Here is a 24830-nt window from a genome sequence, read left to right on the forward strand (position 1 = left end):
TGCCGCCGAAGGCCGCCGCCATGGCCGCCGCAGCCGCGACCGTACAGCGAAGTCTGTGCCTGGTGCGCCTCATTGCGCCTCCCCGGGTTGTGGTTACCCCCGGTATTTACTGGCCGGTAGGCGACTTGGGAATACACAGAACAAGACAAGTGCTCAACTTTTTCAGGAGGTTGAACCACATGAACAACGCACAGGTCCCGGCGGACAGCGGCACAGCCGGAGAGAACTACCGCATCGAGCACGACTCGATGGGCGAGGTGAAGGTCCCCGCGGATGCCCGGTGGCGGGCCCAGACGCAGCGAGCCGTGGAGAACTTCCCGATCTCCGGCCAACGCCTGGAGCGGGCGCACATCGAGGCCCTGGCCCGGATCAAGGCGGCCGCGGCGAAGGTCAACGCCGAGCTGAAGGTGCTCGACCCGGACATCGCCGGCGCGATCCAGGACGCTGCCGCCGAGGTCGCCGAGGGCCGCTGGGACGCGCACTTCCCCATCGACGTCTTCCAGACCGGGTCCGGCACGTCCTCCAACATGAACACCAATGAGGTCGTGGCCACCCTCGCCACCGAACGCCTCGGCCGCGACGTCCACCCCAACGACCACGTCAACGCCTCGCAGTCGTCCAACGACGTCTTCCCGTCCTCCATCCACATCGCCGCGACCGCCGCCGTCACCGGCGAGCTGATCCCGGCGCTGGATCATCTGGCGGCCGCCCTGGAGCGCAAGTCCGTCGAGTTCGCGGCGGTCGTGAAGTCGGGACGCACCCACCTGATGGACGCCACGCCGGTGACGCTGGGCCAGGAGTTCGGCGGCTACGCGGCGCAGATCCGGTACGGCATCGAGCGGCTGTACGCATCGCTGCCGCGCCTCGCCGAGCTGCCCCTGGGCGGCACGGCCGTCGGCACCGGCATCAACACCCCGCCCGGCTTCTCCGCCGCCGTGATCGCCGAGGTCGCCCGTGTCACCGGACTGCCGTTCACCGAGGCCCGTGACCACTTCGAGGCGCAGGGCGCACGGGACGGGCTCGTCGAGACGTCCGGCCAGCTCCGTACGATCGCCGTCTCGCTCACCAAGATCTGCAACGATCTGCGCTGGATGGCCTCCGGGCCGCGCACCGGATTGGCCGAGATCAGTCTTCCCGACCTCCAGCCGGGTTCGTCGATCATGCCGGGGAAGGTGAATCCGGTCATTCCTGAAGCCGTGCTGATGGTGGCGGCCCAGGTGATGGGGAACGACGCGACGGTCGCCGTCGCCGGCGCGGCGGGCAACTTCGAACTGAATGTCATGCTGCCGGTCATCGCGAAGAATCTGCTGGAGTCCGTCCGGCTGCTGTCCAACGTCTCCCGGCTGCTGGCGGACCGCACTGTCGACGGCATCACCGCCGACGTGGAGCGGGCCAGGGAGTACGCGGAGTCCTCGCCGTCCGTCGTCACGCCGCTGAACAAGTACATCGGCTACGAGGAGGCGGCGAAGGTCGCCAAGAAGGCGCTCGCCGAGCGGCGGACGATCCGCGAAGTGGTGCTTGACTCGGGGTATGTGGAGCGCGGCGATCTCACGGTGGAACAGCTCGACGAGGCACTCGACGTGTTGCGTATGACCCGCCCGTGACGTGGATCGCAGCGACCGGGCGGGCGCGTCCCTAGGATCTCTCCATGGCAGGTACCGGAGACAGCGAACCCGGAGAAGTCGAGCCCGGAGAGACCGTGTTCTGGGCGCCGGGTGATCAGATTCTGTGGCGCTACCGCGGCAACGGTCCGCGGTCGCCCGGCCGCGCCCACAGCCCGGTCCACATCTGTCGTCCCGTCACCGTGGTCCAGGACACCGCCGAGCTCCTCGCCGTGTGGATGGCGCCCGGCACCGAATGCGTGAAGCCGGTCCTCGCCGACGGCACCAATGTGCACGCCGAGCCGCTCGCCACCCGGTACACCGCGCCCCGCACCACCGCCCGTTCGACCTGGTTCGGCACCGGCGTGCTCAAGCTCGCCCGGCCCGGCGAGCCCTGGTCGGTCTGGCTGTTCTGGGATCGCGGCTGGCGCTTTCGCAACTGGTACGTGAACCTGGAGGAACCGCGCACCCGCTGGGCGGGCGGCATCGACTCCGAGGATCACTTTCTCGACATCGCCGTCAACCCCGACCACAGCTGGCGCTGGCTGGACGAGGACGAGTTCGCGCAGGCGCAGCGGGTCGGGCTGATGGACCGGGACACCGCGCGGCGGGTACGGGAGGCGGGCCGCGCGGCCGTCCGCGTGATCGACGCGTGGGGGGCGCCGTTCCGGGACGGCTGGGAGAACTGGCGGCCCGATCCGCGGTGGCGGGTACCCGCGCTGCCGGATGACTGGGACCGTACGCCCTCGCATATGCCATCGTGAGACCCTTGATGCACCCCAGGGGGGCAAACGTAGGATCGTCCTCCGGAGGGCTGCTCCGCTTCAACCGGCGGGCGCGGCGCAGGACCTGACCGCAAGTCATCGCACGAGTTGCACGATCTTCATGAGCCGCATCAGTTGCATGAGTCGCAAGAACCGCATGGACCACGACGAGGGGGTGGAGACGTGCACGCTGTCCGCCGCCCATGCGCCGGAAACGTTGTCACCTACACACCTCGCAGGCATACGGTTTCGGCCCCGCCGAGCGGGGCATGCGGTGACAGCCGTTGTCATCGCCGCTCCTGCCGGGGCACAGTGGCGCCCCACAAGGTGATTGCCTCATACAACCGGCCCGGACGGACGGAACCCCACGCGTGACGGAGCACCCCACCTCCCACGAAGGCCGGCAGCCTCTCGCCGCCCGGTCGCAGGAACGCACCCGGCCGCGGCAGCAGGATGCCGCGCCGCAGGCCGCGCCTGCCTCCGCAGCGATCCCGGGGCCGACCCCGGCGCCCGGCTCCGGATCGAACCCCACGGCGATTCCCGGTCCCGCCGGCGCACCGAACCCGGCGACCGCGCCGAGCGCCGCCGCGGCCGGACCGGACCCGCAGGCGGTGGCCCGCCGCGAGGGCGACCGGTTGCGCTTCGTGGGCGCCGCGACCCGCCGGATCGCCCGCGGCATCGACCTGGACGAGATCGTCCTTGGGCTGTGCCGGGCCAGCGTGCCGACGTTCTCCGACGCCATACTCGTCTACCTCCGCGACCCGCTCCCGGTCGGCGACGAGCGTCCCGTCACTCCGTTCGTGCTGCGGCTGCGCCGGTCCGACCGGCTGCGTTTAAGCGATGAGGATTCCGAGGTCTCCGCCTCCGCGGAGAGCGAGCGGCTGCGGCTGCCCGCTCTCGACCCGCACGCCGATCTGATGCCCGCGGCCGAGCTCTGCGAGGTCCGGGCGGGCGGCGCGCTCGCCGAGGTGCTGCGCGGCGTACGGCCCGTCTTCGGCGACTCCGCGACGGCCCGCGTCGCCCTGCCCGAACTGCTCGGCGCCGGGCGCACCGTACCCTCCGGCCACCGGGCGATCCTCGCCCCGCTGCGCGGCCGCCGGAGGGTGATCGGTGCTGCCGTCTTCCTGCGCGGGACCGAGCGGCCCCCCTTCGAGGCCAACGACCTGTTGGTGGCCGCGCAGCTGGCGACGCACACCGCGCTGGGCATCGACAAGGCCGTGCTGTACGGGCGCGAGGCGTACATCGCCGACGAGCTGCAGCGCACCATGCTGCCCGACTCGCTGCCGCAGCCCACCGGTGTCCGGCTCGCCTCCCGCTACCTTCCGGCCGCCGAGACCGCCCGGGTCGGTGGCGACTGGTACGACGCGATCCCGCTGCCCGGCAGCCGGGTCGCCCTGGTCGTCGGCGACGTCATGGGCCACTCCATGACCTCCGCGGCGATCATGGGGCAGCTGCGTACCACCGCGCAGACCCTCGCCGGGCTCGACCTGCCGCCGCAGGAGGTCCTGCACCACCTCGACGAGCAGGCACAGCGACTCGGCAGCGACCGCATGGCGACCTGCCTGTACGCGGTCTACGACCCTGTCGCCCACCGGATCACCATCGCCAACGCCGGGCACCCGCCGCCCGTCCTGCTTCACCTGGGTGGCCGCGCCGAGGTGCTGCGGGTGCCGCCCGGTGCCCCGATCGGCGTCGGCGGGGTCGACTTCGAGGCGGTCGAGCTGGACGCGCCCTCGGGCGCCACGCTGCTGCTGTACACCGACGGTCTGGTGGAGTCCCGGCTGCGGGACGTCTGGACCGGGATCGAACAGTTGCGCGAACGACTCGCCGCCACCGCCCGGCTCACCGGACCGGACCATTCGCCGCCGCTGGAGGCGCTCTGCGACGACGTGCTCGACATGCTCGGCCCCGGCGACCGGGACGACGACATCGCGCTGCTCGCCGCCCGCTTCGACGGGATCGCGCCGAGTGATGTCGCGTACTGGTTCCTGGAACCGGAGGACTCCGCCCCCGGACGGGCCCGTCGACTGGCCCGCAGGGCGCTCGGCCGGTGGGGGCTCGACGAACTCTCGGACTCGGTGGAGTTGCTGGTCAGCGAGGTGGTCACCAATGCGGTGCGGTATGCGGAGCGGCCGGTCACGCTGCGGCTGCTGCGGACCGACATCCTGCGCTGCGAGGTCGGTGACGACGCCCCGCAGCTGCCCCGGCAGCGCCGGGCGCGCGACATGGACGAGGGCGGCCGCGGACTGTTCCTGGTGAACCGGCTGGCCAGACGGTGGGGGGCGACCCGGCTGTCGACCGGCAAGGTCGTCTGGTTCGAGATGCCGACCCGCAGCCAGTAGGAGGAGCTCACAGCACCTCGCCACATTTGGACAAATAGGGACGATCGCCACATGTTGCCATCCTCCCGTCGTCGGAGTTGACTTCAGTCGTGACCGGGCGCCGCCTGGACGATTTGACCGACACCCCGCACCGACGGGAGGACGCTCGTGTCCGAGAAGACCAAGAACACTCCCTACACCACGAACAACGCCGGGAACCCGGTGGAGAGCGACGAACATTCGCTCACCGTCGGATCCGACGGGCCGATCCTGCTCCAGGACCACTACCTCATCGAGAAGATGGCCCAGTTCAACCGTGAACGGGTCCCCGAGCGGGTGGTCCACGCCAAGGGTTCCGGGGCCTACGGCACCTTCGTCGTGACCAACGACGTCAGCCAGTTCACCAAGGCGGACCTCTTCCAACCGGGCAAGCAGACCGCCATGCTCGCCCGATTCTCCACGGTCGCCGGCGAACAGGGCTCCCCGGACACCTGGCGCGACCCCCGCGGTTTCGCGCTGAAGTTCTACACGGAGCACGGCAACTACGACATGGTCGGCAACAACACGCCGATCTTCTTCGTACGGGACCCGATGAAGTTCCAGGACTTCATCCGCTCGCAGAAGCGCCGCCCGGAGAGCGGGATCCGCGACCACGACATGCAGTGGGACTTCTGGACCCTCTCCCCCGAGTCCGCGCACATGGTGACGTGGCTGATGGGCGACCGGGGCATCCCGAAGACCTACCGCAACATGAACGGATACAGCTCGCACGCCTATATGTGGGTGAACGCGGGTGGCGAGCGGTTCTGGATCAAGTACCACTTCAAGACCGACCAGGGCATCGACTTCTACACCCAGGCCGATGCCGACGAGATGGCAGGTATCGACGGCGATGTCCACCGCCGCGACCTGTTCGAGTCGATCAAGCGCGGCGATCACCCGAGCTGGACGCTGTACGTCCAGGTGATGCCGTTCGACGACGCACCGGACTACCGGTTCAACCCGTTCGACCTGACCAAGGTGTGGCCGCACGGCGACTACCCGCTGATCGAGGTCGGCCGGATGACGCTGAACGAGAACCCCGAGGACTTCTTCGTCCACATCGAGCAGGCGTCCTTCGAGCCGTCGAACCTGGTGCCCGGCATCGGTCCGTCGCCCGACAAGATGCTGCTCGGCCGGCTCTTCTCGTACCCCGACACCCACCGGTACCGGATCGGCCCGAACTACGCGCAGCTGCCGCCGAACCGGCCGCGCTTCGGTCGGAACTCGTACGCGAAGGACGGCCCGATGCGGTACGAGCCGACGCGCACGGGAGCGGTCTACGCACCGAACTCGTACGGCGGACCGGCCGCGGATACCGAGCGCTTCGGCGACCCGGCGGGCTGGGCCACGGCGGGCGAGATGGTCCACGAGGCGTACAAGCTGCACCGGGAGGACGACGACTGGGGCCAGGCGGGCACCATGGTCCGCAAGGTGCTCGACGACGCGGCGCGCGAGCGGCTCGTGTCGAACATTTCCGGCCATCTCCTGGACGGTGTGAGCCGCCCGGTCCTGGAACGGGCGCTGCAGTACTGGCGCAACGTGGACAAGGACCTCGGCGACCGGGTCGCCAAGGAGGTCAACGGCGGCTGACCACGCACGCCGGACATACGGCGAAGGGTGCCACGGAGCGTATCCGTGGCACCCTTCGCCGTATCTGCCGGGTGTGCCGTGCGTGAGCCGCGTCAGCCCTGCACGCGGCCGTTCTGCCTGCCGTCCGCCGGTTTCAGCGGGACTTCGGCACTGTCCGTCGGGTCCGGGACGGTCGGCGGCCCGCTCGACGTGCCGCCCGAGGGCGTCGGGTCGGACGGCGCAGACGGGGGCGGACTGTTCGTCGGCGGCTCGGAGGACGGTGCCTCGCTGGACGGCTGGTCCGACGGGCTGGCCGACTCCGACGGCTGTCCGCTCGGGCTCGGCGAGGTCGAGGACGGCGGCGGCGTCACGGCCGCCCCCATGTCCGTGTCCAGGTCGAAGGCGCTTCGCCCGCCCATCACCTGGAACGTGTAGTCCGCCCAGATCTCGGCCGGGAAGCCACCGCCGTTGACGCGGCCGCCGCCCGCGGCGCCCTTCAGGGTCACCTGCGAACCCTTCTGGACCTGCTTGCCGTCGGCCCCCTTGTGGGACTCTGCGGCCTCACCGAAGAGACCGACCGAGGTGACGAGCTTCGGGGTGTAGCCGGTGAACCAGGCCGACTTGTTGTTGTCCGAGGTACCCGTCTTGCCGGCCACCTGCTGGCCGCCGCGGCCCGGGGCCTCGCGCACCGAGACCCGGGCCGTGCCGTCGTCGACCACGCCGGTCAGCACCGAGGTCACCGAGTCCGCGGCCTGGCGGCTGATCACCTGCTCGCCGATCGGGTCGGGCAGCGCGATCGGGGCGCCGCCCTGCCGGGAGGCGGACTTCACGATCGACGGGGTGACCTTCTTGCCGTGGTTGTCGAGCGTCGCGTAGATCCCGGCCATCTCCATGGGGCTCGCGCCCATCGAGCCGAGGGTCTGCGCGGGCACGACCGGCAGGCCCTCGACGTCCATGCCGAGCTTGCCCGCGGTCTGCATCACCTTGTCCATGTGGACGTCCACGCCCATCTGCGCGAAGACGGAGTTGATGGACTTGTTCATCGCCGTCTGGACGGTGACCTGGCCATAGTTCGCGTTGTCCTCGTTCGGCGGCGCGAAGGCGATGTCACTGCCCTCGACCGGGCGCCGGCTGTTGCCGTCGTACCGGGTGTTGGCGGTGATCGGCTGCCCGTCCTGCGTCTGGGCCTCCTGGTCGAGCGCCGCGGCGAGGATGATCGGCTTGAAGGTGGAGGCGGGCTGGTAGTCGCGCCGGGTGGCGTTCGACGTCCAGTGCTCGGTCAGCCCGGTGCCCCCGTACAGGGCGACGACCGCGCCGGTCTTCGGGTTCACCGAGACCGCGCCGGCCTGCACGTCCTTGTCGACGCTGCGGCCCTTCGTGTCGAGCTTGCTGGTCAGCCTGGCCTTGACCGACTGCTCCAGCTGCTGCTGCTTCTTCTTGTCGATGGTGACCGTGATGGTCCAGCCGCCCGCGTCGAACTGCTCGTCACTGAGGTGCTCCTGCTTCTGCACCACGGCGCGCGCCGCGTTGACGATGTAGCCCTTCTGGCCGGTGAGACCGTCCGCGGGCTTGGGGCCCTGCGGCACCGGGAACTGCAGCCCCTGGCGCTTGCCGGCGTCCAGCCAGTGCTCGCCGACCATGTTGTTCAGTACGTAGTTCCAGCGCTCCTTGACCAGCCGCTTGCCCGTGGGCGAGGCGACGGCCCAGTCGTACTGGCTCGGTGCCTGGAGCAGCGCCGCGAGGTACGCGCCCTCGGCGACGTCCAGGTCCCGGGCGTCCTTGCCGTAGTACGCCTGCGCGGCGGCCTGGATGCCGTAGGCGCCGCGGCCGTAGTAGCTGGTGTTGATGTACCCGGCGAGGATGTCGTTCTTGCTCTTCTTCTGGTCGACCTTGAGGGAGATCACCAGCTCCTTGAGCTTGCGGGTGACCGTCTGGTCCTGGTCCAGGTAGTAGTTCTTGACGTACTGCTGGGTGATGGTCGAGCCACCCTGCTTGCCCTTGCCGGAGATCGTGTTGATCAGACCGCGCGCGGTGCCCTTGAAGTCGACGCCCTTGTCCGTGTAGAAGGACTTGTTCTCGGCGGCGACGAAGGTCCTCTGCACGTCCTTGGGGACCTCGGACAGCCCCACTATCTCCCGGTTGACCTTGCCGGTGCGGGCCAGGACGGTGCCGTCGGGGTACTTGTAGACGTTGCTCTGGAGCTTGGCCTGGGCGTTGCCCTCGGGTACGTCCACGATCATGTAAAGCACGAAGAACGCGCCCATGCCGAGCAGGCAGAACCCGAAGAACGTGCCCAGCAGTTTCTTCCACGTGAAGAGTCTGCGTATGCCGCCGCTCTTCGTAGCCCGTCGCGCACCGCGCTGTTGGGCTCGTCGCGCATCCGCTCGACCCATCGCTGTGTTGCTCCCTGTTTCTCTGCTCGCCCGGATCCCCCTCGGCCCAGCCAGCTAACACTGTCGGCGGGGACAAAAGGCAAGAGATCCGGTCCTTTGTGGACGTGACAATCAGCACCCGTTTCTTAGGGAACCGACGAACGAGAGGTGCACAAGGTTGCGAGAACAGCTAATCTGATATCAGATTGCTAGTACTCTTCCAGCAGACAAACAGGGGGATTCCATGACCGACCAGCCCGCTTCGCACAGCGACCAACTCCCCGAGATGCCGGAACCCCGGGTCCGGGAGACCACGGCCCATTCCATTCCCGGCGGGCTCGGTCTCCTCCTGACCGTCCTCGGCGTCTTCCTCGGCGTCGGGCTGGCGATCATCGGCGGCGTCCTGGGCGCGAACGGGCACAACGGGGTGGGGATCCCGATCTTCATCCTCGGCCTGCTGCTCGTCATCGCCTCGTTCTTCTGCATGAGCGGCGTCAAGATGGTCGCGCCCGGCGAGGCCCGCGTCATCCAGCTCTTCGGCCGGTACGTCGGCACGATCCGCGCCGACGGACTGCGCTGGATCAACCCGCTCACCAGCAGCCGCAAGATCTCCACCCGGGTCCGCAACCACGAGACCGCGGTCCTGAAGGTCAACGACGCGTACGGCAACCCGATCGAGCTCGCCGCGATCGTCGTCTGGAAGGTCGAGGACACGGCTCAGGCGCTCTTCGAGGTCGACGACTTCCTGGAGTTCGTCGCCACACAGACGGAGGCAGCGGTCCGGCACATCGCGATCGAGTACCCGTACGACGCCCACGACGAAGGCGGCCTGTCACTGCGCGGCAACGCGGAGGAGATCACCGAGAAGCTGGCCGTCGAACTCACGGCCCGGGTGCAGGCCGCCGGCGTACGGATCATCGAGTCCCGCTTCAGCCACCTCGCGTACGCCCCCGAGATCGCCTCCGCCATGCTTCAGCGACAGCAGGCAGGGGCCGTCGTCGCGGCCCGTCAGCAGATCGTCGAGGGCGCGGTCGGCATGGTCGAGATGGCGCTCACCCGGATCGCCGAGCAGGACATCGTGGAGCTGGACTCCGAGCGCAAGGCGGCGATGGTCAGCAATCTCATGGTCGTGCTGTGCGGAGACCGGGCGGCGCAGCCGGTACTCAATACGGGCACCCTGTACCAGTGACAGGAGACAGGCCACCCGCCCGCAAGCAGGTACTGCTGCGGCTGGATCCGGCGGTGCATGACGCGGTGGCGCGGTGGGCGTCGGACGAGTTGCGCAGCGCGAATGCGCAGATCGAGTTCCTGCTGCGCAGGGCGCTGGCGGAGGCGGGCCGGCTGCCGCGCGCCGCCGGCCCTCTGCCGCGCCGCGGCCGCCCTCCACGATCACCGGCCCCCGGGGACGAGTAGCCCTCGACCGCCGGCAGGCCCGCATGCCCCCTCGGCGCGGGAAGGGCTCGCCGTTCCCGCGCCGGAGGACTTGCCCCCGATCGCCGGAGGGGCCGGGGCACCCGGCCGTGGTCGACCCGGGCCAGGTATACACGCCAGGTATACACACCGTGTACAGTGCCGGGCATGTCTATCGGCCACACCCTGCTGGGACTCCTGGAGTCCGGCCCCCGCCACGGCTACGACCTCAAGCGCACGTTCGACGAGAAGTTCGGCCACGACCGCCCCCTGCACTACGGCCAGGTCTACTCGACCATGTCCCGGCTCCTCAAGAACGGCCTCGTCGAGGTCGACGGCATCGAGAGCGGCGGCGGCCCCGAGCGCAAGCGGTACGCCATCACCGAGGCCGGGATCACCGACGTCTCGGCCTGGCTCGCCCAGCCCGAGAAGCCGGAGCCGTATCTCCAGTCGACGCTCTACACCAAGGTCGTCCTGGCCCTGCTCACCGGCCGCAGCGCCGCCGATCTGCTGGACGCCCAGCGCTCCGAGCACCTGCGCCTGATGCGTATCCTCACCGACCGCAAGCGCAAGGGCGATCTGGCCGACCAGCTGATCTGCGACCACGCGCTGTTCCACCTCGAGGCCGACCTCCGCTGGCTGGAACTGACCACCGCGCGACTCGGCCAGCTCGCGAAGGTGGTGAACCCGTGACTCCCGCCGGTTCCCTCCTGACCGCCCACGACCTGCACAAGTCGTACGGTTCGACGTCGGCGCTCGACGGCGCCTCGTTCTCCATCCACCCCGGCGAGGTCGTCGCCGTCATGGGTCCGTCCGGGTCCGGCAAGTCGACCCTCCTGCACTGCCTCGCCGGGATCGTCACCCCCGACCGCGGCACCATCACCTACGCGGGCCGCGAGCTCTCCACGATGTCCGACGCCGAACGCAGTGCCCTGCGCCGCACCGAGTTCGGCTTCGTCTTCCAGTTCGGCCAGCTCGTCCCGGAGCTGACCTGTGTGGAGAACGTCGCCCTGCCGCTCCGGCTCAGCGGCGTCCGGCGCAAGGACGCCGAGCGCACCGCCCTGACATGGATGGAGCGCCTGGAGGTCGACGATCTCCGCGCCAAGCGCCCGGCCGAGGTCTCCGGCGGTCAGGGTCAGCGCGTGGCCGTGGCCCGAGCCCTCGCCTCCTCCCCCAAGGTGATCTTCGCGGACGAGCCGACCGGCGCCCTGGACTCCCTCAACGGAGAGCGGGTCATGGAACTGCTCACCGATGCCGCCCGGTCCGCCAACGTCGCCGTGGTCCTGGTGACGCACGAGACCCGCGTCGCCGCGTACTCCGACCGTGACGTCACGGTGCGCGACGGCCGGGCCCTCGGTCTGGAGCACGCGGTATGACCCTGCTCGACCGCACGACGGACCCGGTCACCGAGCGGCCCCGGCCCACCGGGCCCTCCCGGTTCGCCGCACTGCCGCGCGATCTCGGTCTCGGCATACGGTTCGCCTGCTCAGGGGGGCGCGAGGGCTGGACCCGCACCCTGCTCACCGCCGTCGGCGTGGGTCTCGGTGTGGCGCTGCTGCTGGCCGCCGCCTCCGTACCGCATCTGATCGACCACCGCTCCGCGCGTGAGCAGGCCCGCACCGAGGCCGCGGGCCCGTCCCGATCCGCCGTCCCGAAGTCGGACACCACGGTCCTTCGGATCGACGCGGAGACCGAGTACCGCGGCCGCACCGTCACGGGCTTCCTGATGCGTCCGGACGGTACGCACCCGGTCACCCCGCCCGGAGTGGCACGCTTCCCGGGTCCGGACGAGATGGTCGTCTCACCTGCCCTGAAGGAGCTCCTCGGTTCCTCGGACGGCGGTCTGCTCAAGGAGCGGCTGCCGTACAGGATCACCGGCACGATCACCGACACCGGCCTGATCGCGCCCGGCGAACTGCTTTTCTACGCGGGCAGCGACACGCTGACCCCCGCCCGTGGCGGTCACCGGCTGGCCGGCTACGGCGACCCCGGCCCGGCACAGCCCCTGACCCCCGTTCTCATCGTCCTGATCATCATGATCTGCGTCGTGCTGCTGGTGCCGGTCGCGATCTTCATCGCGACGGCCGTCCGCTTCGGCGGCGACCGCCGCGACCGCCGGCTCGCCGCACTGCGCCTGGTGGGTGCGGACATCCGGACGACCCGCCGGATCGCCGCCGGCGAGGCGTTCTTCGGCGCGGTGCTCGGCCTCCTCGTCGGCCTGGCGTTGTTCCTGGTGGGGCGTGAGTTCATCGGCAGCGTCGAGGTGTGGGACGTCAGCGCGTTCCCGTCCGACCTGGTGCCCGAGCTCTGGCTGGCCGCGCTGATCGCCGTGGCGGTTCCGGTGTCGGCGGTGCTCGTCACCCTGACCGCCCTGCGTTCCGTGGTGATCGAGCCGCTCGGCGTCGTACGCAACAGCCGCAGCCGCAGCCGCCGGCTCTGGTGGCGGCTGCTGGTGCCGGTCGCGGGACTGGTGGTGCTCGGGGTCACCGGCAAGGTCTCCCCGGGTGCCCCCGTCGATCCGTATCCGATCGCGGGCGGTGCCGTGCTGGTCCTGGTGGGGCTCGCACTGCTGCTGCCGTGGCTGGTCGAGGCATGCGTGAAGCGGCTGCGCGGCGGACCGGTCCCCTGGCAGCTCGCCACGCGCCGACTGCAGTTGAACAGCGGGGCGGCGGCCCGCGCGGTCAGCGGCATCACGGTCGCGGTGGCGGGCGCGGTGGCCCTGCAGATGCTGTTCGCCGCGGTGGGCGACGAGTTCAACCGGGTGACGGGGCAGGACCCGGCGCGAGCCCAGTTCTTCACGTTCTCCGAGAACGTGAGCGGCGACGCCGCCACCCGGACCATCAAGGAGTTCCGGGCCACCAAGGGCGTGGAGGCGGTCATCGGCACGGTCGAGGTGTACGCGACCAGGCCGGGCACGTACACCGACGACGAGATCCAGCCCACCACCTTGCTGACCATCGGCGACTGCGCGACTCTGCGCGAGCTCGCCCGGATCGGCTCCTGCGAGGAGGGCGACGCGTTCGTCGTCCACCCGCGGAACGACAAGAAGATGAGCGACTGGGTGGACAAGGCCGCCCGCAAGGGCAAGGAGGTGGAGATCGGCTCGGGCTCGGCCCAGCAGAACGGCAAGGGGGCGAAGCGCTGGACGCTGCCCGTCGACGCCCCGACGGTGGTCGACCGCCGCGACCCGATGGGCGAGGACCACTGGGGGATCATGGCGACCGTGGGTGCGATCGACCCGACCACGCTGCCGGGCGCGAGGACCAGGGCGCAGATCCGGGTCGACGAGGGCGTCGAGGACGTGGCCGAGTACGTACGGAACACCGCGGCCCGACTCGATCCCGGCATGCGGGTGTTCACCCTGAGGTCGGTCGCGCGCGACCGGCAGTACGCCAGCGTGCAGCAGGGACTTCAGGTCGGCGCGACCGCGACCCTGCTGCTGATCGCCGCGTCGATGCTGGTCTCCCAGCTGGAGCAGTTGCGGGAGCGGGGGCGCCTGCTGTCGGTCCTCGTCGCCTTCGGCACCCGGCGGACCACCCTCGGCTGGTCGGTGCTGTGGCAGACCGCCGTACCGGTGGTCGTCGGTCTGGTGGTGGCGGTCGCGGGCGGACTCGGGCTCGGCGCGGTGATGATCCGGATGATCGCCAAGGAGGTCACCGACTGGTGGCTGTTCCTGCCGATGATCGGCGCGGGTGCGGGGCTGATCCTGGTGGTCACTCTGATCTCGCTGCCCGCCCTGTGGCGCCTGATGCGGCCGGACGGTCTCCGTACCGAGTGAGGGGGGCGGGGCGCGGTTCCTCCAGGAGGACGGACCACGCCCCGCGCCGCACTGCCGACACACGCCCTAGGCGTCCGTGGCCACCCGTACGGGCAACACCCGCATCGCCTCGCGCAACGCGGCGGCGAACTCCTCGAACTCGCCCTGCCGGGCCGCCCCTGTCCGCATTCCCAGCGCCACCCGCCGCGAAGGAGCGGGGTCCGCGAAGTACCCCGTGGTCAGCGCGTCGTTGCGGGCGGTCTCGACGGTCACGGCGGTGCGCGGCAGCAGTGTCACCCCGAGTCCGCCCGCGACCAGCTGCACCAGCGTGGAGAGCCCGGCCGCGGTGGTGGTGACCGGCGCCCCCTCCGTACGGCCGGCCTCCCGGCAGATGTCGAGGGCCTGATCGCGCAGGCAGTGCCCCTCGTCGAGCAGCAGCAACGGCAGTTCGCGCAGCGCCTCGCGCGGGATGTCGGCGCGCCCGCCCAGCCAGTGGCTGCGCTCCATGACCAGCACGAAGTCCTCGTCGAAGAGCGGGAGTTCGGTCACCTGTGGTACCCCGAGCGGTACGGCGAGCAGCAGCAGGTCCAGCCGTCCGGCGGCCAGCCCCTCCAGCAGCGAGGAGGTCTGCTCCTCGTGCACCTGGAGGTCGAGCTCCGGGTAGCGGTCGTGGACCAGCCGCAGCACGGCCGGCAGGAGATACGGGGCGACGGTCGGGATCACACCGAGTCTGAGCACTCCGGTGAACGGCGCCCGGACCGCCTCGGCCTCCTCCATCAGCTCGCCCACGGCCTCCAGCACCACCCGGGCCCGCACCGCGAGCCGTTCCCCGGCGGGCGAGAGCAGCACCTTGCGCGTCGTACGCTCGATGAGCTGGACACCGAGCGCCTCCTCCAGTGCGGACACGGCTCCGGAGAGCGCGGGCTGACTCATCCCGATCGCTGCCGCCGCGTCCCGGAAGTGCAGATGTTCGGCCACGGCCGTGAAGGCGCGCAGCTGTGACAGGCTGGGCTGTTTGGGGCGATTGCCCTGCTTGCTCTGCGCCACTGATAGGCACCTCCGATCATCACGACCAAGTGTAGCTATTTCCGCGATCAATGCACTCTGTGCCATGGTGGACACCGTCCAACCCTCAGGAAGTCCCGCAAAAGGGAATTCCTACGCTGCAAGGAGAGCGCGTGCTCACTGTCGGTGACAAGTTCCCCGAGTTCGACCTGACTGCTTGTGTTTCGCTGGAGAGCGGCAAGGAGTTCGAGCAGATCAACCACAAGACCTACGAGGGTCAGTGGAAGATCGTCTTCGCGTGGCCGAAGGACTTCACCTTCGTGTGCCCCACCGAGATCGCCGCCTTCGGCAAGCTGAACGACGAGTTCGCCGACCGTGACGCCCAGATCCTCGGCTTCTCCGGTGACTCCGAGTTCGTGCACCACGCCTGGCGCAAGGACCACCCGGACCTGACCGACCTGCCTTTCCCGATGATGGCCGACTCGAAGCACGAGCTCATGCGTGACCTCGGCATCGAGGGCGAGGACGGCTTCGCGCAGCGCGCCGTCTTCATCGTCGACCAGAACAACGAGATCCAGTTCACGATGGTGACCGCCGGTTCCGTGGGCCGTAACCCCAAGGAGGTCCTCCGGGTCCTCGACGCCCTGCAGACCGACGAGCTGTGCCCCTGCAACTGGACCAAGGGCGAGAACACCCTGGACCCGGTCGCGCTCCTCGCGGGCGAGTGAGCTGACACCGACATGGCACTCGACGAACTGAAGGCCGCTGTTCCGGACTTCGCCAAGGACCTGAAGCTGAACCTCGGTTCGGTCATCGGGAACAGCGAGCTCCCGCAGCAGCAGCTGTGGGGCACCGTCCTCGCCTGCGCGATCGCCTCGCGCTCGCCGAAGGTGCTGCGCGAGCTGGAGCCGGAGGCCAAGGCCAACCTCTCCGCCGAGGCGTACACCGCGGCGAAGTCGGCGGCCGCCATCATGGCGATGAACAACGTCTTCTACCGGACCCGGCACCTGCTGTCGGACCCCGAGTACGGGACGCTCCGTGCGGGTCTGCGGATGAACGTCATCGGCAAGCCCGGCGTGGAGAAGGTCGACTTCGAACTGTGGTCGCTCGCCGTCTCCGCGATCAACGGCTGCGGCCAGTGCCTGGACTCCCACGAGCAGGTGCTGCGCAAGGCCGGCGTGGACCGTGAGACCATTCAGGAAGCCGTCAAGATCGCCTCGGTGATCCAGGCGGTCGGCGTCACCCTCGAAGCCGAGGCCGTGCTCGCCGAGCAGTAAGCAGGACCCCTGATACGAGAAGGGCCCCGAGGACGACCGACCGTCCACGGGGCCCTTCTTTCCGCCCTACTCCGTCTCCGGCTGCGCCACTGCCCCGTAGGCGTCGCCGTCGACGTGTTCCCCGGGTGGCGGTGCCGGCGCCCGGGTCGGCGCGACGCCGACCGTCGTGGCGCCGCGCGGCTGCGGTGCGTGCCGCAGCGCCTCCTCCTGCCCGTACTTCCGCAGATAGCCGACCACCGTGTTGGTGACGGCGACCAGCGGCACGGCGACGACCGCACCGCTGATGCCCGCGACCATGCCGCCCGCTGCGACCGAGAGGACGACGGCGAGCGGGTGGACGCGTACCGCACGGCCGAGGATGAACGGCTGCAGCACATGGCCCTCGATCTGCTGCACGGCCAGCACCACGAGCAGCACCATCAGCGCGGTGAACACGCCCTCGGTGACCAGCGCGACGACCACCGCGAGCGCTCCGGAGATCACGGCGCCGACGAGCGGGATGAAGGCGAAGAGAAAGATGAAGACGGCGAGCGGCACCGCCATCGGCACATCGAGGAACCAGATGCCGAGCCCGATGAAGATCGCGTCGATCAGGGCGACCAGCACCGTGCCCCGCACATAGGCGGTCAACGTCCGCCAGGCACGTGGCCCGGCGCCCGCGACACCCGGCCGCGCCTGTGCGGGCACCAGCTTCAACACCCAGCGCCAGATGCGCTTTCCGTCGTACAGCAGGAAGAGCGTCGAGAACATCGCCAGCAGTATCCCGGTGAGGACCTCCACCATCACGGTGACGCCCTGGAGGCCGGCGGACGTTATCTCCTCGGTGTTGGTACCGATGGTGTCGCTGAGGTTCTTCGCGACATCGTTGATCTGCTGCTCGGTGACATGGAAGGGGCTGTCGAGCAGCCAGAGCTTCAACTCGTCGATACCGTCCCGCACCTTGTCGGAGAGGGTGTCGAGGTTGTCCATGACCTGCCAGACCACGAACCAGCCGACCAGGCCCATGATGACGAAGCCCAGTATCGCGGTGACGGCGGTGGCGAGACCCCGCGGAAGTCCGTACCTCCGCAGCCGGGCGACGGTCGGCTGCAGCATCGCGGTGACGAGCAGCGCGGCGGCGAACGCCAGCACCACCAGCTGTACGGCGCTGATGACCTTCATCAGCACCCAGAGCGTGCCCGCGAGGACGAGCAGCCGCCAGCCGGCCTCGGCCGCGACGCGCATCCCCCAGGGGATCGCCGAGACCGGATCGGGGCGGGCGGCGACTGCCGGTGCGTAGGCGGGCGGCGCCGGGACCCGGCCGGGGTCGGTGGACCGGTCTTCGGCGGTGGACACCGCGGCGGCGAACGCGACCGGGACCGCGGCCCGTGTGTCCCTGTCCGCCTCGACGTCCCCGTCGAGGTCCTCCTCGGCCTCCGCTGCGGCGCGACGTTCCTCCAGGCGGTCGCCCAGCTCGGTCAGTTCGGCGCCCAGCCGCCCGAGCCACCCTGGCAGTTTCGACATAAGTGTTCCTCTACCCCCGAGTTCTCTCCCCACCACTCCCCCCGGAGTCGTCCGGACGACGGTACACGCGCGAAGCCCCCCACCGTAGGACGGTGAGGGGCTTCGCAAGGTTGAGACCGGAACCTCGGAAGGTTCTAGTACCAGTGGTTCGCCTGCCAGAAGGACCAGGCGCCGCACGGGGAGCCGTAACGGCCGTCCATGTAGTTGAGGCCCCACTTGATCTGGGTGGCCGGGTTGGTCTGCCAGTCGGCACCGGCGGACGCCATCTTGGAACCGGGGAGCGCCTGGACGAGCCCGTACGCGCCGGAGGACGCGTTGGTCGCCCGGTAGTTCCAGCTCGACTCGTGGTTCACGATGTTGCTGAAGCACTGGTACTGGTCGCCGGGGATCATCTGGCGAGCCATCGCCTGGACTTCGGCCACGGTGTACGAGCTCTGCGTGGCGAAGGCGGAGGCGGAACGCACCGCGGACCGGCTGGCGCGCTCGGCGTCTTCCTTGGCCTTACGCTCCTTCTCCAGCTTGGCCTCGGCCGCCTGCTTCTTCGACTCGGCGTCCTTGGCGGCCTGGATGCGGGCCGATTCTTCCGCGGACTTCTTCGCTGCCGCGTCGGCTGCGGACGCCTGGGCGTCCGCCTGCTGCGTCAGCGAGGCGGTCTGCACCTGGGCCTGCTGGCCCGCAGGGATGTCGGCGAGAAGCGTCGTGTCGGCTGCGGTCGCCTCGAAGTTGTTGTCGTCGGCAGCAGGAGTGCTGCCCGATGCAACGCCTACGACGGCGCCGACGGTGGTGACCGCAGTGGCAGATGCCACGGCGAACCCCCGGACCGAGATCCGGCTCACACGGTGTCCTTCCAGCATCGCCCGCTTAGGTGACCTCGCGGACGCAATCGTGCCCCTGACACTGGCCTCCCTACTGCTTGGGTCACGGGAGGCACGGGCCCGGTGGGCAACTCCCCTGGAGGAGTGCCGCGTGGTGCTCGCGGGCGGCATACGGACGGCAATTGTTGAGTTGTCTGATGCGTGGCACCTCTGGAGGTGCGGGTGTGCCGTATGCGGGGCCTGACGGAAGCAAGACTCTGCCGGAACGGGCCGCCGCGAAGCAATTCTCCGTTGCGTGTTAAAGGTCACACCCCGTTTGGTCCACGTGTTTTGCGGAAATGGTGCCGCAACACGATGCCGCCCGGCTAAGCTCTTCGGCTCGCCGGGCGGCATCAATTGTCGTATCCCGGATCAGATCTGGCCTTCCTCCAGCATTTCGGTCACCAGCGCGGCGATCTGCGAGCGCTCGGAACGGGTGAGCGTGACGTGCGCGAAGAGCGGATGGCCCTTCAGCTTCTCGACCACGGCCACGACTCCGTCGTACCGGCCGACCCGAAGGTTGTCCCGTTGCGCCACGTCATGCGTGAGCACGACCCGGGAATTCGCCCCGATTCTGGACAATACGGTCAACAGGACGTTCCGTTCGAGCGACTGCGCCTCGTCGACGATCACGAACGCGTCGTGGAGCGAGCGGCCCCGGATGTGGGTGAGCGGCAGAACCTCCAGCATCCCGCGCCCCAGCACCTCCTCGATCACCTCGCGCCCGGCGACCGCCGAGAGCGTGTCGAAGACGGCCTGCGCCCACGGGCTCATCTTCTCGGCCTCGGTGCCGGGGAGATAGCCGAGTTCCTGGCCGCCGACCGCGTACAGCGGCCGGAAGACCATCACTTTCTGGTGCTGCCGCCGCTCCAGGACGGCCTCCAGACCGGCGCAGAGCGCCAGCGCCGACTTGCCTGTGCCGGCCCGGCCGCCCAGCGACACGATCCCGACCTCCTGGTCGAGCAGCAGATCGAGGGCGATGCGCTGCTCGGCGCTGCGGCCGTGGATCCCGAAGGCCTCCCGGTCGCCGCGGACGAGGCGCACATTGCCCTCGGCGGTGATCCGGCCGAGCGCCTTGCCACGCTCGGACTGCAGGACCAGTCCGGTGTGCACGGGCAGGTCGGCGGCCTCGGGGACGTAGAGCGTCTCCTCTCCGAAGAGCAGATCCACCTGTTCGGCGGAGAGTGGCAGTTCCGACATGCCCGTCCAGCCGGAGTCGGTGATGGCGAGTTCGGCGCGGTACTCCTCCGCGAGGAGGCCGACCGAGGATGCCTTGATGCGTAGCGGCAGATCCTTGGAGACGACCGTGACGTCGTACCCCTCGGCCTGGAGATTGCGCGCGACCGCGAGAATCCGTGAGTCGTTGTCCCCCAACCGGTAGCCGGCGGGCAGTACGCCGGGGTCGGAATGGTTGAGTTCGACGCGCAGCGTCCCGCCGAGATCCCCGAGCGGAATCGGGGCATCCAGCCGGCCGTACCGGACCCGGAAGTCGTCCAGCAGACGCAGGGCCTGCCGGGCGAAGTAGCCGAGCTCCGGATGGTGCCGTTTGGCCTCCAGTTCGGTGACCACGACGATCGGGAGCACCACTTCGTGCTCGTCGAACCGGGCCATGGCGTTCGGATCGGCCAGCAGGACGCTGGTGTCGAGAACATAGGTGCGCCTGTCGGGCATGCGGCGCTTTGTGCTGGTCACCACGGAAGGACGTACCCCCTCGGACGAGGTTGGGGTGCGACGGCGTCGCGGAGCATCCCAAAGGGAGAGGACGGACCGGGCTGCGACCCTCTTGCGCGGGCCGAGCGCCGGCCCTCCGCGTCAGCCGCACAGTATGTACGGTCCTTCGTGTGCAAAGGGCCTCCCGGGCGAGCGGACTCCATGCCGCTCACTTGGACACGACGTCCGCCTGGTTTTTGACCGGACGTCGACCTGACAGGGGTATTCCCTCGAACACGCGAAGCCATGCCGCCCGGGGCGGGCGGGCTGAGCTGGGAGTGTGCCCCCGGGCACGTGGATATCTGCTGCGCCGGCCTCCGGCGCAGCCGTGGGCGGCCGTGGTGCCCCTGGGCCGCATGGGCCCGGGGCGGCAGGCCCGATGCTCGCGTCCTCGATCGCCGGACGGGTGCCTCTCGGGCCCACCCCGGAACACGGTTCCGGGTCCGCGTTCTTGAGCCGTTCGGGCGAACAACTCCGGCCCGTCCGGCGTTCGAGGGCCGGGGCCGGCAAGTCCCTGGCCCGGTCCGTGGAGGAGACGGGCGGCGTCAGCCGCCGAAGCGGCGGCCTCGGGCGGCGTAGTCGCGCAGCGCCCGAAGGAAGTCGACCTTGCGGAACGCCGGCCAGAAGACTTCGCAGAAGTAGTACTCGGAGTGCGCGCTCTGCCAGAGCATGAAGCCGGACAGCCGCTGTTCACCGCTCGTGCGGATCACCAGGTCCGGGTCCGGCTGCCCCCGCGTGTACAGGTGCTCCGAGATCAGGTCGGTGGAGACGATCTCCGCCAGGTCCTCGAAGGACGTCCCCTTGGACGAGTGGTCGAGCAGCAGCGACCGGACCGCGTCCGCGATCTCCTGCCGCCCGCCGTAGCCGACGGCGACATTGACCAGTATTCCGTCGACCCCGACCGTGGCCTGTTCGGCCTCCTTGAGGACGGTCTGCGTGTGCGCGGGCAGCAGGTCGAGGGTGCCGACGTGGTGGACGCGCCACCGCCCGTCCGCCGCCAGGTCGCGCACCGTGTTCTCGATGATGCCGAGGAGCGGCGTCAGCTCGGACTCGGGCCGGTCGAAGTTGTCCGTGGACAACAGCCACAGGGTGACGACCTCGACATCGGTCTCACTGCACCAGCCGAGAAGCTCCTGGATCTTGTCCGCACCCGCCTGGTGCCCCTGCGCGGCCGTGCCGCCGGACGCCTTCGCCCAGCGCCGGTTGCCGTCGAGGATGACACCGATGTGCTTGGGCACCTGGGCGTGGTCGAGGCGGGCCTCCACCCGGCGCGCGTAGAGCCCGTACACCAGGTCGCGCAAGTTCACTGAGTTCACCTCTCGGTTCTGTGCGGGCCCTCCCGCCCCATTTCCCGGGGTCCGGGGTCGACCCCGTGGGGATCGTCGCATTGGTCCGCAGAGTCCGTTGCTCCGCCGTGCCGTGGCAGTCCCCCAAGCCGCCACATTACTGCGCAGGCACCGCACCGGCCCAACCCGGCCTGTCACAAGTCCGTGATAAGGAGAGAAACGTGACTGAATCTTCTCTCTCCTACCGGGCCGCCGGTTCGCGCTACGACTCCATGGAGTACCGCCGCACCGGCCGCAGCGGCCTCAAGCTCCCCGCCGTCTCGCTCGGCCTCTGGCACAACTTCGGCGACGACCGCTCCCTGGACTCCCAGCGGGCGATTCTGCGCCGCGCCTTCGACCTCGGCGTGACCCACTTCGACCTGGCCAACAACTACGGGCCGCCGCCCGGCTCGGCCGAGCTCAACTTCGGGAAGATCTTCCACCAGGACTTTGCCCCGTACCGGGACGAACTGATTATTTCTACCAAGGCCGGGTACGAGATGCACCCCGGCCCGTACGGCGAGTGGGGCTCCCGGAAGTATCTGCTGTCGTCGCTCGACGCGTCGCTGAAGCGGATGCAGCTCGACTACGTCGACATCTTCTACTCGCACCGCTTCGACCCGGACACTCCGCTCGAGGAGACCATGGGTGCGCTGGCCTCCGCCGTGCAGCAGGGGAAGGCGCTGTACGTGGGTGTCTCCTCGTACAACTCGGAGCAGACCGCCGAGGCGGCCTCGCTGCTCAAGGAGATGGGCGTGCCGGCCCTGATCCACCAGCCGTCCTACTCGATGATCAACCGCTGGACCGAGGACGACGGGCTGCTCGACACCCTGGAGGAGGCCGGCATGGGCTGCATCTCCTTCGTGCCGCTGGCCCAGGGACTGCTCACGAACAAATACCTGAAGGGCATCCCGGAGGGGTCGCGCGCGACCCAGGGCAAGTCCCTCGACCCGGATCTGCTCTCGGACGAGGTGATCCGCCGGCTGAACGGGCTGAACGACATCGCGCAGCGGCGCGGGCAGTCACTCGCCCAGCTGGCGCTCAACTGGGTGCTGCGGGACAGCCGGATGACGTCGGCCCTGATCGGCGCTTCGAGCGTGAAGCAGCTGGAGGAGAACGTCGCGGCGCTCGCCGGACCGGCACTGTCGGCCGAGGAGCTGAAGGAGATCGACACCTTCGCCGTGGACACCGCGGGCACCAACATCTGGGCCGGACGGGGCTGAGAGTCCGGTCTCAGCCGGACGGGTACAAAAAACGGGCCGGTCCGTGGGGGGGGATACGGACCGGCCCGAGGGGGGGTTTCCACCATAACCCTTCGTAAGTGATGCTGCGTGCCACGCCACCCGACAATTACTCTCCGAATTCGGCGGACTCCGTTCCGAGTACGGCACCCGGGGCGGAAGGGGCGGATGAGGCGGGTGTGCTGCCGATGGCGTCGGCTTGACGCCCGGGCACTTCCCGCCGGAGGTCAGTGACCGCCTTCCGGCTTCACGCAGCCGGTGCCCTCGATGTAGCGGCCGTGCGCCTCGGCCGTGACCTGGCCGCGGCTCGCGCCGTCCGCCGCGCCGTACACCACGCCTTCGAGGCAGATCGGGCCGTTGTCGATCAGGTACCTGTGATCGTGGCCCCGGGAGCTGGTCGTGATGGCCCTGGAGGCGTAGCCCAGTTCGGTGAGGATCTCGCGGACACCCGAGTCGGTGATGTGCGGGTCCTGGGCAGCCGGGGTCAGCGCCTCCTTGATCCGCGCGGCCCATGTATCGCCCTCGGCCCGTTCGGCCGGGGACAGTTCGCGCGCCTGCTGGAAGGCGTGGTTCTCCTTGTAGTGCGGCGCGCCGTCCACGGTGCCGGGTTCCTGGTACGGACTCGCGCCGACGTGCGGGGAGCCGGACGCCGTGACCGGCGCGGAGGCGCTCGTGGCAGCCGGGCTCGTGGGCGCGGTCGCCGTCGTGGCGGAGACAGAGGCAGCGGCGGGGGCCGCGGCGGTCGGTCCGGCGCTCGGGGTCCGCCCCTTCCCGCAGCCCGCCAGTGCCGGAGCCAGGAACAGCACCGTCGCGCCGATCAGGGCCGCAGCTGTACGTCTCGCAAAGACCATGGGCCGAGTATGGGACAGACTCTGACCTGATGGGCCGCTAGATTCCGAATCATGACGACCCGAGCAGCAACCGTGACCTGGACCATGGCGAACGCACGCCGGATCGAGCGCCAGGGACTCTCCACCCCTCTGCCCTCCTCCCCCGCCGACGCCGTGGCGGCGATGCTCGCCGCACACGCGCAGGTGCGGTCGGCCGCCGAGCTGTCCGTCGGGCTGCGGCTGACGGGCGGGACGCGTGCCGACGTACGCACCGCGCTGTGGACCGACCGCACCCTGGTCAGGACGTACGGTCCGCGCGGCACCGTGCATCTGCTGCCGACGGCCGAACTGCCGATGTGGATAGGCGCGTTGTCCGCCGTTCCCACCGGGGCCGGTTCGTTACCCGAGGACGTCCGGATGAGTCCGGGGCAGACCGAGGAGGTCCTGGCGGCGATCGGCGATGCACTGACGGGCGCCGAGCTGACGATCGACGAGCTGTCCGACGCGGTGGTCGCCCGCACGGGTCCGTGGGCCGGGGAGCGGGTGATGCCCGCGTTCCAGGAACTGTGGCCGCGCTGGCGGCAGGTGATGCATCTGGCGGGCCACCGCGGGGTGCTGTGCTTCGCCCCGGACCGGGGCCGCAAGGTCACGGTCACCAACCCGGGCGCCACTGCGCTCGACGGTCCGGCGGCGCTCGCCGGACTTGTCCGGCGCTATCTGTACGCGTACGGCCCTGCCACACCTGCACACTTCGCCAATTGGCTCGCGGCGCCGAAGAGTTGGGCGGTGTCGGTCTTCGCGGAGGTGGCCGGGGACGGGGCGATCGAAGAGGTGGCGTACGAGGGCGGCGGTACGGCGTGGCTGGTGGCGGGCGACACCGGATTCCCCGCCGGACCGGCACGCGGGGTACGGCTGCTCCCCTATTTCGACGCGTTCGCCGTCGCGTCCCGGCCGCGCGAGCGGCTCTTCCACGGCGCGGCGTACGAGCGCGCGCTGGCACGCGGCCAGGCGGGGAACTTCCCCGTGCTGCTGATCGACGGAACGGTCGCCGGGGTCTGGCACCAGCGCCGCTCGGGCCGCCGGATCGCGGTGACCGTGGAGCCGCTGTCCCCGCTCACCGCCGTGCAGCTGCGGGGGCTGGAGGAGCAGGTGGAGCGGGTGGGGGCGGTACTGGAGGGGACCGCGGAGCTGACAGTGGGGACGGTGACGGTGGGGCCGCACGCGTAGGGTCTTCCGTCCGGGATCCGCA

At 69.8% G+C, this 24830-nt stretch carries 20 protein-coding genes; 13 read left to right on the forward strand and 7 right to left on the reverse strand.

Translation table 11 applies throughout. From position 1 onward, the window contains the following. Positions 1-179 precede the first annotated feature (179 nt). The 4 genes from ACFU6I_RS34965 to ACFU6I_RS34980 all read left to right on the forward strand — a co-directional run bounded on the left by ACFU6I_RS34965 (position 180) and on the right by ACFU6I_RS34980 (position 6318). Positions 180-1604: a class II fumarate hydratase gene (locus ACFU6I_RS34965; protein WP_384036706.1), complete on the forward strand. Its 1425-nt coding sequence runs from the start codon at positions 180-182 to the stop codon at positions 1602-1604. A 44-nt stretch (positions 1605-1648) separates the two neighbouring features. Further along, positions 1649-2365 carry a DUF402 domain-containing protein gene (locus ACFU6I_RS34970; RefSeq protein WP_384374272.1) on the forward strand — a complete coding sequence of 239 codons (717 nt, stop codon included), beginning with the start codon at positions 1649-1651 and terminating at the stop codon, positions 2363-2365. Between the two features lie 371 nt (positions 2366-2736). Next, a complete protein-coding gene (locus ACFU6I_RS34975) occupies positions 2737-4707 on the forward strand; it encodes a SpoIIE family protein phosphatase (RefSeq protein WP_384374275.1) in 1971 nt (656 codons plus the stop codon). Between the two features lie 147 nt (positions 4708-4854). Then, positions 4855-6318, forward strand: coding sequence for a catalase (locus ACFU6I_RS34980; protein WP_384374278.1), 1464 nt, complete (start codon positions 4855-4857; stop codon positions 6316-6318). A gap of 92 nt (positions 6319-6410) precedes the next feature. On the opposite strand, the gene ACFU6I_RS34985 is transcribed toward ACFU6I_RS34980, so the two are convergent. Then, complete coding sequence (locus ACFU6I_RS34985; protein ID WP_384374281.1) at positions 6411-8690, reverse strand: transglycosylase domain-containing protein; 2280 nt, start codon at positions 8688-8690, stop codon at positions 6411-6413. A 223-nt stretch (positions 8691-8913) separates the two neighbouring features. Here ACFU6I_RS34985 and ACFU6I_RS34990 point away from each other — a divergent pair, with 223 nt between their 5' ends. The 5 genes from ACFU6I_RS34990 (at position 8914) to ACFU6I_RS35010 (ending at position 13857) form a co-directional block, all read left to right on the forward strand. After that, entirely contained in the window at positions 8914-9858 is a 945-nt protein-coding gene (locus ACFU6I_RS34990; RefSeq protein ID WP_384374284.1) for an SPFH domain-containing protein, read from the forward strand. Next, the gene (locus ACFU6I_RS34995; RefSeq protein WP_384374287.1) at positions 9855-10082 is read left to right on the forward strand and encodes a hypothetical protein; all 228 of its coding nucleotides are present in this window, start codon (positions 9855-9857) and stop codon (positions 10080-10082) included. Before ACFU6I_RS34990 ends, ACFU6I_RS34995 begins: the two co-directional genes overlap by 4 nt. Before the next feature lie 165 nt (positions 10083-10247). Then, positions 10248-10772 (forward strand): PadR family transcriptional regulator, encoded by a 525-nt coding sequence (locus ACFU6I_RS35000; protein WP_345515299.1) that lies wholly within the window; start codon positions 10248-10250, stop codon positions 10770-10772. Continuing rightward, a complete protein-coding gene (locus tag ACFU6I_RS35005) occupies positions 10769-11455 on the forward strand; it encodes an ABC transporter ATP-binding protein (RefSeq protein WP_384374290.1) in 687 nt (228 codons plus the stop codon). Before ACFU6I_RS35000 ends, ACFU6I_RS35005 begins: the two co-directional genes overlap by 4 nt. Beyond that, the gene (locus tag ACFU6I_RS35010; protein ID WP_384374293.1) at positions 11452-13857 is read left to right on the forward strand and encodes an FtsX-like permease family protein; all 2406 of its coding nucleotides are present in this window, start codon (positions 11452-11454) and stop codon (positions 13855-13857) included. Before ACFU6I_RS35005 ends, ACFU6I_RS35010 begins: the two co-directional genes overlap by 4 nt. A gap of 66 nt (positions 13858-13923) precedes the next feature. Here ACFU6I_RS35010 and ACFU6I_RS35015 read toward each other — a convergent pair whose 3' ends face one another. Continuing rightward, entirely contained in the window at positions 13924-14883 is a 960-nt protein-coding gene (locus tag ACFU6I_RS35015) for a hydrogen peroxide-inducible genes activator (protein WP_384374296.1), read from the reverse strand. Between the two features lie 131 nt (positions 14884-15014). Here ACFU6I_RS35015 and ACFU6I_RS35020 point away from each other — a divergent pair, with 131 nt between their 5' ends. After that, positions 15015-15569, forward strand: a complete 555-nt coding sequence (locus ACFU6I_RS35020) for a peroxiredoxin (RefSeq protein WP_384374299.1) — start codon at positions 15015-15017, stop codon at positions 15567-15569. A 12-nt stretch (positions 15570-15581) separates the two neighbouring features. Then, positions 15582-16118, forward strand: coding sequence for an alkyl hydroperoxide reductase (locus ACFU6I_RS35025; protein WP_266982030.1), 537 nt, complete (start codon positions 15582-15584; stop codon positions 16116-16118). Positions 16119-16184: 66 nt separating this feature from the next. Here ACFU6I_RS35025 and ACFU6I_RS35030 read toward each other — a convergent pair whose 3' ends face one another. The 4 genes from ACFU6I_RS35030 to ACFU6I_RS35045 all read right to left on the reverse strand — a co-directional run bounded on the left by ACFU6I_RS35030 (position 16185) and on the right by ACFU6I_RS35045 (position 21492). Continuing rightward, positions 16185-17621: an AI-2E family transporter gene (locus ACFU6I_RS35030; protein ID WP_384374302.1), complete on the reverse strand. Its 1437-nt coding sequence runs from the start codon at positions 17619-17621 to the stop codon at positions 16185-16187. 134 nt (positions 17622-17755) lie between these two features. Further along, positions 17756-18457, reverse strand: coding sequence for a lytic transglycosylase domain-containing protein (locus tag ACFU6I_RS35035; RefSeq protein WP_384374305.1), 702 nt, complete (start codon positions 18455-18457; stop codon positions 17756-17758). 390 nt (positions 18458-18847) lie between these two features. Further along, complete coding sequence (locus tag ACFU6I_RS35040) at positions 18848-20170, reverse strand: PhoH family protein (protein ID WP_345515291.1); 1323 nt, start codon at positions 20168-20170, stop codon at positions 18848-18850. A 560-nt stretch (positions 20171-20730) separates the two neighbouring features. Further along, positions 20731-21492, reverse strand: coding sequence for an isoprenyl transferase (locus ACFU6I_RS35045; protein ID WP_327244588.1), 762 nt, complete (start codon positions 21490-21492; stop codon positions 20731-20733). 200 nt (positions 21493-21692) lie between these two features. Between ACFU6I_RS35045 and mgrA the strand changes: the two genes are divergently transcribed. Then, entirely contained in the window at positions 21693-22733 is a 1041-nt protein-coding gene (gene mgrA / locus ACFU6I_RS35050) for an L-glyceraldehyde 3-phosphate reductase (protein ID WP_384036671.1), read from the forward strand. A gap of 245 nt (positions 22734-22978) precedes the next feature. Here the strand turns inward: mgrA and ACFU6I_RS35055 are convergent, their stop codons facing one another. Next, positions 22979-23602, reverse strand: a complete 624-nt coding sequence (locus tag ACFU6I_RS35055) for a hypothetical protein (RefSeq protein ID WP_384374308.1) — start codon at positions 23600-23602, stop codon at positions 22979-22981. Positions 23603-23653: 51 nt separating this feature from the next. Between ACFU6I_RS35055 and ACFU6I_RS35060 the strand changes: the two genes are divergently transcribed. After that, complete coding sequence (locus ACFU6I_RS35060; protein ID WP_384374311.1) at positions 23654-24808, forward strand: winged helix DNA-binding domain-containing protein; 1155 nt, start codon at positions 23654-23656, stop codon at positions 24806-24808. Positions 24809-24830 lie beyond the last annotated feature (22 nt).

The sequence above is a fragment of the Streptomyces sp. NPDC057486 genome, assembly GCF_042802415.1.
GTDB classification, from domain to species: domain Bacteria; phylum Actinomycetota; class Actinomycetes; order Streptomycetales; family Streptomycetaceae; genus Streptomyces; species Streptomyces yanii.